This is a genomic window from Leptolyngbya sp. FACHB-36 (assembly GCF_014695955.1).
In the GTDB taxonomy this organism is placed as follows: domain Bacteria; phylum Cyanobacteriota; class Cyanobacteriia; order Leptolyngbyales; family Leptolyngbyaceae; genus FACHB-36.
This window is the reverse complement of the sequence record NZ_JACJPG010000222.1, coordinates 1-9,295: the sequence shown is the minus strand read 5'-3', so window position 1 is coordinate 9,295 and position 9,295 is coordinate 1. Positions and strand designations below refer to the sequence as shown.

6 protein-coding genes and 1 pseudogene are annotated in these 9,295 nt (G+C 52.8%); 4 read left to right on the top strand and 3 right to left on the bottom strand.

Annotated features, from left to right (window positions below):
- The 3 genes and pseudogenes from H6F43_RS05255 to H6F43_RS05245 all read left to right on the top strand — a co-directional run.
- Nucleotides 1-204: pseudogene (locus H6F43_RS05255) on the top strand (glycosyl transferase family 2); the annotation flags it as partial.
- Between the two features lie 1,106 nt (nucleotides 205-1,310).
- Nucleotides 1,311-1,670: a hypothetical protein gene (locus H6F43_RS05250; protein ID WP_190341381.1), complete on the top strand. Its 360-nt coding sequence runs from the start codon at nucleotides 1,311-1,313 to the stop codon at nucleotides 1,668-1,670.
- Nucleotides 1,671-1,940: 270 nt separating this feature from the next.
- Nucleotides 1,941-5,012 (top strand): GAF domain-containing protein, encoded by a 3,072-nt coding sequence (locus tag H6F43_RS05245; protein ID WP_190341379.1) that lies wholly within the window; start codon nucleotides 1,941-1,943, stop codon nucleotides 5,010-5,012.
- 110 nt (nucleotides 5,013-5,122) lie between these two features.
- Here H6F43_RS05245 and chlP read toward each other — a convergent pair whose 3' ends face one another.
- Nucleotides 5,123-6,346: a geranylgeranyl reductase gene (gene chlP, locus H6F43_RS05240; RefSeq protein ID WP_190341377.1), complete on the bottom strand. Its 1,224-nt coding sequence runs from the start codon at nucleotides 6,344-6,346 to the stop codon at nucleotides 5,123-5,125.
- A 163-nt stretch (nucleotides 6,347-6,509) separates the two neighbouring features.
- On the bottom strand, nucleotides 6,510-7,160 hold the full coding sequence (locus tag H6F43_RS05235) for a hypothetical protein (protein WP_190341375.1): 651 nt from the start codon (nucleotides 7,158-7,160) through the stop codon (nucleotides 6,510-6,512).
- A 365-nt stretch (nucleotides 7,161-7,525) separates the two neighbouring features.
- Here H6F43_RS05235 and H6F43_RS05230 point away from each other — a divergent pair, with 365 nt between their 5' ends.
- On the top strand, nucleotides 7,526-8,332 hold the full coding sequence (locus tag H6F43_RS05230; protein ID WP_190341373.1) for a hypothetical protein: 807 nt from the start codon (nucleotides 7,526-7,528) through the stop codon (nucleotides 8,330-8,332).
- 214 nt (nucleotides 8,333-8,546) lie between these two features.
- Here H6F43_RS05230 and H6F43_RS05225 read toward each other — a convergent pair.
- Nucleotides 8,547-9,295 (bottom strand): hypothetical protein (locus H6F43_RS05225; RefSeq protein WP_206754539.1); only part of this gene is annotated, 749 nt, incomplete at its 5' end.

Sequence of the window (9,295 nt, the reverse complement as noted above, 5' to 3'; positions counted from 1 at the left end):
CACGGGACGATCGCGCTTCTTGGACTGGTCACGTGGCTGCTAATGACGCTGATGTATTTTCCTAGCGTGCGGTTCTACAAGTGCTCGCCCGCGTTTGCGTTTTGCCTGCCCGCGATCGCGTTTCTGTACACGCTGATGACGATCGACTCGGCAATTCGCCACTGGCAAGGACGCGGCGGAGCCTGGAAAGGGCGGGTGTATTAGTTCTAATGCGCTCTTCCGCACCAGTTGAGTTCGCCGTTGAGTTCAAGGAGCAATGAATTCCAGCTCTTCGATTGCTTCGACAGACAGCACAGACTCTCGTGGGTTGTAGAACGCCAGAACTGTTGATTTAACGCATTTTAGCTGACCATCTTTGCAGATATAGCGCTTCTTGTTTGCTGAATTAGCGTTAAACTCAGCGATCGAATTTTTGCCGCTGCCTATTTACGATCGGTGATGTTACGAGCAAGGAACTACTGAACGGCTAAACAATTCTCGTACTCAATGGCTGCTGTATTATCTGCCCTAGTCGTTAGCAGCGATAACCGCCCCGGCACTTGGTTCAACATTTCTGTTACTAGAACACTCGGTTCTAGCCTAAACTCAGCAGCTCGACATTCAATGATTTGGGCTAGCTCCTCTGGCAATTGGAACGAAGCGATTCTGCCAGTCATTCAGGATTTCTGGTGTGGACAATGAACGATCCTCTGGCACGACTTCTGCCGATCATAATGGCAAAGAAGGCTACTTTTGCGCATGAGTCAACAGCTTTTATCAGCAAAAACCCTGAGAGATTTTCGCCAAATAGAGCTATTTTTCGGTTGTAAAAGCAGTAGCATTTCTGTCACTCTAAAGTACTGCCTGAAGTAACCATGCAAAACTCAGAGACGTCGTTCTGTTGTTTTTATACGGCTCATTCCCGTATCTTTACTTAGAAAGGAAGTTCTTGAAGTTCTCATGAAGCTTAACGCAGGAATCCGCTCTACGAGCGCAATTCACAATAGTATCGAATTGTAACGCGCGTGTTGCATCTCATTTAGAGATTGATTATGGTCCAATGTTGCTGCTTTACGCCTGTACATTTTTATACAAGCATCAACCTGTACCAGTACAGCAGCAACATTGAATGGGTGTGTATTGTAAGCTCTACCTAAGGCTTTGTTCTCGAGAAGAGTCAGCCTATTCCAGGACGGTGCATTGCCACTGTAACTATCGTCATAGCCAAGCGACCCATTGAGGGCAGGCAAGCTATAGTTACTTTTTGGATAAATTTATCGTTTCAGTGAAGTTTAATTGAGACCTGCTGTGAAGCAGGTCAGCTTCATTGGTTGGTTCAACAAGCAGCTTCAAGTTTCATCACCATGAGTTCTCTCAATAATTCTGAGCCTACTTACAGACATTCAAACACTCAAACGCCTGCCTTCATACATCGTGTGGGAGTACCCGCGATCGAGTTTGAGCGTGAATTTGAGAAGCTTGCACGCTTTGTTGCTGAAGCTTGGAGAGATGATCATCCGCACTCACTAGCTGATTTTGATGATTGTGTCGCTTATGTAGTAGCTGAAATGGTTCAGGCAGGAACCGCAGTAGGAGGTCCTGCCGGTCTCGAATTATTGACCGGGGGAGCCTCTACCGCAGCTTGCAAAGCCTGTAGGCAAATGCTCTCTAGCCTGCGCAACAAAACATGACTGATAGATCAGTACCTTGTGTTGAGAGTCCGTATTTGAACACAACACAGATACTGGTCTAGCTTCAAATCGCTATCTCTAGCACAGCTTGAAGCAGCACTTGTCCTGCTTCTGAGGTGCTTGTCGGTTACTCATGCTGAATGAGTCACCAATGTTTCACGTTCACAATTAGTTTGGAGCTTTCTCGTGGTTGATTTAAAAAACATTGCTGATGACCGCGGTTATCAAGAGCGAACTAAGCGAACTAGTCTCAGTTCCCGCTCATCATTGATGTCTCAACAGAGCAATGCACACGATGGCAGTAGCCAGAATCCACACAGCGTTTCTCCGACGATCGAGGCTGCTTCGCAAAGCTCAAAACAAGTACACCGGAGAAGATCTAGCCTCCGACGCTGGCTGCTAAAGGCGGTTCTACCAACGGCGCTCCTTCCGTTAGCAATCGCAAGCGTGCTGGAGTACAACACGCTTCAGCAACAGAGCAAGGAGCAACGCAAACAGCAGCTAAAGGACCAATCTTTGTTTGCCAGTCAGGGAGCCGCCAGCGCAGCGAAACCGACAGTCATACAGCTTCCAGAGACGATCGAGCCTAAGCCTTTAATCAACAGCAGAGCGGTGCAATCCGAGGAACTGGCTCAGCTTGCAGATTATTTGAAATACAGCGGGATGACTGGCTCCCAACAAGTGCAACTTCTCAACACAGCAAGTGGAGCGCTCATTACAACGATCACCGCTCAAGGGTCCAGTAATGAGCAGCAAGTCACGGGTAGTCAGGCAATCAGGGACATTGCCAGTTCTTTGGTTAAAGCCTCCCAGCAGGGATTGACTTCCGACCAGTTAGCAAAGCTCAAGGAGCAGTATTCCCTTGAAGAAATCACTCTGATTCCGTCCCGACAAGCAGAGTCCCAAACTTTGACGGCTTCGTTTGTCTATGACAACAAGCAGTATGCCCTCGCGACCGTTCCTACAACGAACTGGGTGTCGATCGCCTCGATCGACCTAGCAGACATTACCGCCGTGCAGCAGGCAGCATTCCTTGCGTTTACCGCGCCAATTCTGGCTCTGGCGATCGTCGCGGTTTTGGCGCTTCTGTATATCACTCATCGGGCATCTGCTCCGCTACGGTACCTAGAGGACACGGCTGAGCAAGCGGCTTCAGCAGCCAATTTGATCGCGCTACCGCGTGGCACTAGGGAAACAGTCGCCTTAACTCAAACCTTTAACGGCTTAATCGCACGAGTAAAAAGCCTGCTAAACGAGCAGACAATTGTGGTTGAACAACTCAATCTGTTGTCAAAAATCACCAACCGGCGCACGTTCAACGAGCAAGACATTGAGCAAGTGTTTAGTGAAGCGTTGGATAGTGCTCGCCAGATTTTAGGAGTCGATCGCCTGGTCATTTACCGCTTCAAGGCTGACTGGAGCGGCTACATCTCTCATGAGGCAGTTACTTCAAGCTGGACGCGGGCGCTGAACAAGGAAATTGAAGACGCCTGCATCCCGACATCTCTACTGGATGCCTATCAGAAAGATCGGGTTGTACCAACCAGCGATGTGTTTAATGCTGGGTTCCATCCTGACCACCTGAAACTCATGGAGCGTTTGCAGGTTAAAGCCAATCTGGTGGTTCCAATTCTGCATGAAAATCACCTGTTTGGGTTGCTGATTGCTCATCACTGCGCCACAACGCACGACTGGCGGCAGACAGAAATCAGCTTTATGAAGCAGTTAGCGGTGCAGTTGGGGGTCATGCTCGATCGCGTCACGTTTATTCAGGGGCGAGAGCTGCAAGCGGAGCGATCGCAGCTGCTGCGAGATATTACACTGCAACTGACCCAGGGTGACACCTCAGAAGCGGTTTTAGCTCAACTGCCACTCGTTCAGATTCGACAGATGCTGAGAGTCGATCGCGTCATCGTCTATCGGTTCGATGAAAACTGGAAAGGAACCATCACGGCTGAGTCGGTCGGAGCCGATTTTCCTCGTGCGCTTGGGGCAGAAATTCACGACCCGTGCTTTGAGAAAGACTACGTGGAAAAGTACAAGCGGGGGCGGGTGCAGGCGACCCCCAACATTTACGAAGCTGGGCTGACGGAGTGCCATTTAAACCAGTTAAAGCCGTTTGCAGTACAGGCGAATCTGGTAGCGCCAATTTTACAGGGAAAGCAGCTATTGGGCTTGCTAATTGCGCATCAATGTTCTGCCCCTCGCAACTGGAAGCAGTCGGAAGTCGATTTGTTCTCTCAGGTTGCAAACCAGCTTGCGCTGGTGCTCGATCGCAACAATTTGCTGGAGCAGAAAGAAGCCAGTGCCAAGCAGGCGGAACAGCTGGCAGAAGAGCAGCGGCAGCAGAAGGAAGCCCTTCAGGAGCAGCTAGTTGCTCTGCTGCAACAAGTTGAGGAAGCCGCCAAGGGCGACTTGACTGTGCAGGCAGAAGTGACGGTTGGTGAAATCGGTACGGTTGCTGACTTTTTCAACTCGATTGTTGAGAGCCTGCGGGAAATTGTCACCAACGTCAAGCAATCCGTCCTGCAAGTGAGCCAAGCGATCGGAGAAGACGAAGCTGCCATTCGGCAGCTCACAAACATCGCGCTTGAACAAGCTGAAGAAACAACCCGAACGCTGCACTCCGTTGAGCAAATGACGCTTTCCATTCAAGCCGTTGCCGAGGATGCTCATCAAGCCGCTGTCGTCGCAAGTCGTGCTTCAAGCACGGCTGAGTCAGGCAGCGCAGCGATGGATCTCACCGTGCAGAATATTCAGAATCTGCGCAGCGTGATCGGAGATACGTCCAAGAAGATGAAGCGCCTGAGTGAGTCTTCCCAGCAAATCTCTAAAGTGACTTCGCTGATCGAACGGATTGCCCTGCAAACCCATCTGCTAGCGATTAATGCTGGAATTGAAGCAACCCGCGTCGGAGAAGAAGGACAAGGCTTTGGAGCATTGGCAGAAGAGATTGGTGAGCTTGCCACTCGATCGGCTAATGCAACTAAGGAGGTGGAAGTGATCGTCAGCGCCATTCAAAGCGAGACTAGTCAGGTCGTCGAGGCGATGGAGCAGAGCACCGCGATCGTGGTTGAAGGGACGCAGTCAATTCAGAACACAAAGCAGAGCCTCGATCAAATTTTCAGTGTGTTTCAGCAGATTGACCAGCTAGTCAAGTCAATCTCAGAGGCGACGATCTCTCAAACTGAAACGTCTCAAATCGTTACCGCGCTGATGGAAGAGGTCGTTCAGGCGTCTCAACAAACGTCTGATTCCTCTAGCAAAGTGTTCAACTCTTTGCAGCACACGGTAGAAATTGCACAGCAGCTTCAGACAGCCGTAGAGCCGTTCAAAGTTTAACTGTAGCAACACGAGCACCACCGCCAGCATCAAACTCAAGCTGGCAATGGTGCTCGTCGCACCCGCGATCGTAGCAAGACGATCAGCGGCAACAGGATCGTGGCAACAGGCTAAGGAGCCAGCGCATTACCGCGCAGCAGGCTTCCGATCGTCTTCGCCGTGATCTTCATTTGGATCAGGGGATTTGCCGGAACCACGGTTTTGTAGAGGTAGCTGTCAAACGTCAGCTTCTGCACATCGATGTCCGCACACATCTCGACGAATGCTTCCCGCGTCGCGTCGGAGCGGTAGAACACTCGCTGTAGCAAATCCAGCACGAGATAGGTTGTGCCATACTTGCGGTCCCAGCGTCTCAGGTACACCTTCAGGTCTGCCTCGGTGGGAATGCGCTCACCCTTGTGGGAGAACTCGACGATCGTCTCCGCACACATCCGCGCCGACTTAGCCGCAAAGTAGATGCCCTCACCAGAGGATTTTGTCACGGTGCCTGCGGCATCGCCCACCAGCGCCACGCGACCCACCACCCGGCGAGGTCTGGGATGTTCTGGAATCGGGTGTGCTTCTACGCGGATAATCTTGCCACCCCGCAATTTTGCCGCAGCCCGCTCTCGGATGCCCGCTTGCAACTGCTTAATGCGTGCCTGATTGGGCTTCATGGTTCCCGTTCCCACTGCCACGTGGTCGTATTTGGGAAAGACCCAGGCATAGAAATCCGGAGAAACATCGTCTCCAACGTACATTTCGGCGAGGTCGTCGTAGTACGCCATCTTGTCGTCAGGGAGCCGAATCCGCTCCTGAAAGGCGATCGCGTAGTTATAGTCACCTGCGTCGATCGCCTTGGCAACGCGAGAGTTGGCGCCATCCGCACCGATGACCAAATCCACCTGTAGCGTCTTGGTTTCTCCTTCCAGGCTGCCATTCGAGTGATCGGCATAGTGCAGCGTGTACGGCGCATTGTCGCGGCTGGGAATTTCCAGCTTGTGCATCGTGCCGTTGATCACGGTTGCGCCCAGCTTGGCAGCGCGGTCGCGCAGAAAGCCGTCTAGCACTTCGCGACGGCACATGCCGATGTACTCATCGTTTTTCAGCGTGCTGCCAATGTTGACCTCGATATTCGAGGGCGAAATCATCTTCATCTTGCGGACGCGACGATCGATGATTTCGGGGGGCAGTTCAAACTCGCTGACCATGCACAGCGGAATGGCACCTCCGCAAGGCTTCACGTTGTCTAACTTGCGCTCGATTAAATAGGTTTCAATCCCTGCTTTTGCCAAAACTTCTGCGGCAGACGATCCAGCTGGACCCCCACCAACAACTGCAACCCGTAGAGCCAAAGCTGTTCTCCTAAAGTTCGTTAGACGCTACGAAATGCATCGTATCACGGACATTTTGCAGGCAAGAGCCGTCAGGCAGCAGATCCGAACAAGTTGAAATAGAGCTTAACAATTTCCTGCATTAGAGCTTCACTCAGAGGAAATTCGGAACTCTTGAATTCACTCATTTCCCAATCCGAGCAGGCGTGGGAATGCGCTCTGGAAGAATGCCGCGTCGTGGTCTGGAGACACTGGGAGTTGCCGTAGTTCTGGAGGAAGCAGGTTTAGTTGTGGGGCGTGGGGCGACTGGACGCGATCGCCTTGGTTGGGTTGAGGGTGCGACCGTGGGTGCTGATGCCGCTGTCGCTAGAGGCACGGGATTAATTTTTAGGAGCGCTTGCGCGGTGCGGTAGTACGTTGCCCACACCTGCGGGTCGGGTCGGCTTTGCCACTGGCTGCGGGAGACGTTAAGCGACAGAACGGGCACGATCGTGGCTCGATTTTGGGCGCTGACGGCAACCGCAACGTCTGTCACCAAAATGTCGCGATCAAAGCTGCGCTGCGCGGCGGCTCTAGCAACGGCTTCTGCTCGTCGCAACAGCGTGTCATAGCTTTCGTCCGGCTGCACGTCCAGCGCAAAGCTGACATCAGCCGTGTACGCCTGCGCGCTTGGAGACACGATCGTGGACGCAATCAACCAGCTGCCCGTCAGACTCAGCAGCACACTCAGGCTGGTAGAAATTAGGGGTCGTTTAGCTGGATGGAGCAGGCGAGAAGTCAGGAACGATCGCATCAACATTGGCACCTCTAACAACGGGGTTTGCAGGTTTTGCACGTCGTCGAGCAGGGTTATGACCCGGAACTCCCGTAGATGATGCCTCGAATTCTAGAAAAGCAATCGCTCAATTGAAGAATCTTTATCAAGAATTCTGTAGCTAGGCTGAGAAACGGCTAACTTGCAGGATGAATGGTAGGGCAATGCTTAGAGTCAGTGAAGCAAGTCTGTTTTGGATCATGCCTGAAACCACTATGTAATGCGGTCTTGATGTCCGCTGATAATCCCTCACTGGATACTGCCTATTGGTCAGTGAGTTGCAGTATAGTCCTATCTGCTGCCCCAAGCGGTATTTAGATGAGTGTGAACCTGAATTGGCTCGGCTTTAAGGGGTCCAGTCCTACTCCAGAAAATACGGTGCTCGTATGTCTGTGCAAAAAATTCCTCTGGAAACGGTTCAAAAGATTCGGCAGTATATCAAGACGTCCCTGACGCTGCCCGAATCAGAGAACGCTCCCAAAGCATGGACGCTGCTCGATGAGCTTGAAGAACTCCCAGAGCCAGCGTCTTTGAGTGCGCTGGGGGAGTTGTTCAATTTTGGGGGTCCGGTGGAGGACGCGACCAATGCCCCCAATAATCGCGGGCGATGGTTTATCAGCGTCATGAATCCAGGAGCCGCACTGCTGAAGCTACCAGGACTGCGGCTGAAGCCGGACATGCGATTAGTTAGCTACCTCTACCGCAACGAAAATGATGGGATGGGAGTCACGTGGGCATTGCCAGAGGAGTTAGGCACGACTGCCCAGCTAGAGCAGGCGTTAACTCACAGTGGTGGTCGCTCTCATCCGCCTCAGCCTGCGGGAGCGCTAGAAAACGTGATGCAGGCGATCGAGGGCGATCGCTCCGTCGCGTCATTTGTGGTCGCTTCGATGCTGCGACGAGAACTGCACGAGTTTGGAGCGTTGGGCAAGTTCTGTAACTGGTCACATCATCGTCTGATTCAGACCGTTCCAGGAAAGATTCCCTGGAAGTGGCGCATAGACGTGCCCAAAGATCTCTCGCCCAAAGTGCGCGTGCTGCCGGATGGTAGAGCCGCGATCGAATTCTTTACCTGTCGGGTTGCCGCGCCGATCGGGCTATTCCAGCATGTAGACCAGTACCCCGCTGATCACTACGCACCGGCTAGCCTTGACCGATCGATCGCAACGGCTCAGGCACCACCATCCCCATAAGCCTCGACCACAATTGATTTGGCACCAGTTCTCTCAGTACGACGGAGTATCACAGCCGACTGCGCCCTAGAAAACGCTTTGCCATACCCCAGGGATTTGTCTTGGCTGGTGTAGGTCGTGTGGCAGTGAACCAGAAGGCAAAGGAGAAAATCTTGCTCCCTTCCCGAAGCGGCGAGGGTTGGGAGGGATTGAGTGTAGCTCGTTTGATAGGATCCTAGTCCGTCGGGGCTGCTTCTGCGTGATTAATGAAATCGCCCCGCGTCTTCTTCACGAAGCTAGTTGAGGCAGCGAGGCACTGCTCCATTACCCCCGATCGATCCACCTTATCTCCTAGCCACTGCCAGCGACCTTTGGCATCCTTTAGCTCGGTGTAGGCGTGGTCAAACGTCAGTTTTTCCTGCGTCGCGTCAATCGTAGTACCGCTGCTATCCAACGATAGGCTGCTGGTCGTGACCTGTTGGTAGCCCGACACTGGAGCGATCGGTCCGTTGACAATTCGGATACAAAACCGACCGCTGCGGCTGGCGATTTCGCGCCGGGACGCATTCAGCAAGGAGTCCACGGCGTAGTAAATTCCAGTTTTGGGCGCTCGCAGGTAGATTTCTTGAGGTTCGCCCGCGATCGCCCCCGAACGATCGGACGTAGGCATGGGCTTGGTAGCAGAACGATTTGGCTTGGGTGAAAGCTTCGGCGAAGGCTTCGCCGACACAGATACTGGAGCTTCTTCCACCATCTGGTAAGCCGCATAGCCCAGCAAGCCAGCGACCAGTACACTGAGTCCTGCTAGCTCTGCCCAGAACGCCTTTCGTGACGGAGATGGACTAGCAGGAGGACTGTCAAACGGCTTGGAGTCGGAATCGGGCAGGCGGCGGGTAGGCTGCTCATCATTGCCAGTGGCAGGATCGCGATCCATAGTAGCTGTCAGGTTGCGTGCGTGAGTCGGGATAACTAAGGCGGAGGAGC

Bases quoted from the DNA above. Each gene is read 5' to 3' on its own strand.
- H6F43_RS05245 (WP_190341379.1), top strand. From the start codon at position 1,941: ATGTCTCAACAGAGCAATGCACACGATGGCAGTAGCCAGAATCCACAC.
- H6F43_RS05230 (WP_190341373.1), top strand. From the start codon at position 7,526: ATGTCTGTGCAAAAAATTCCTCTGGAAACGGTTCAAAAGATTCGGCAG.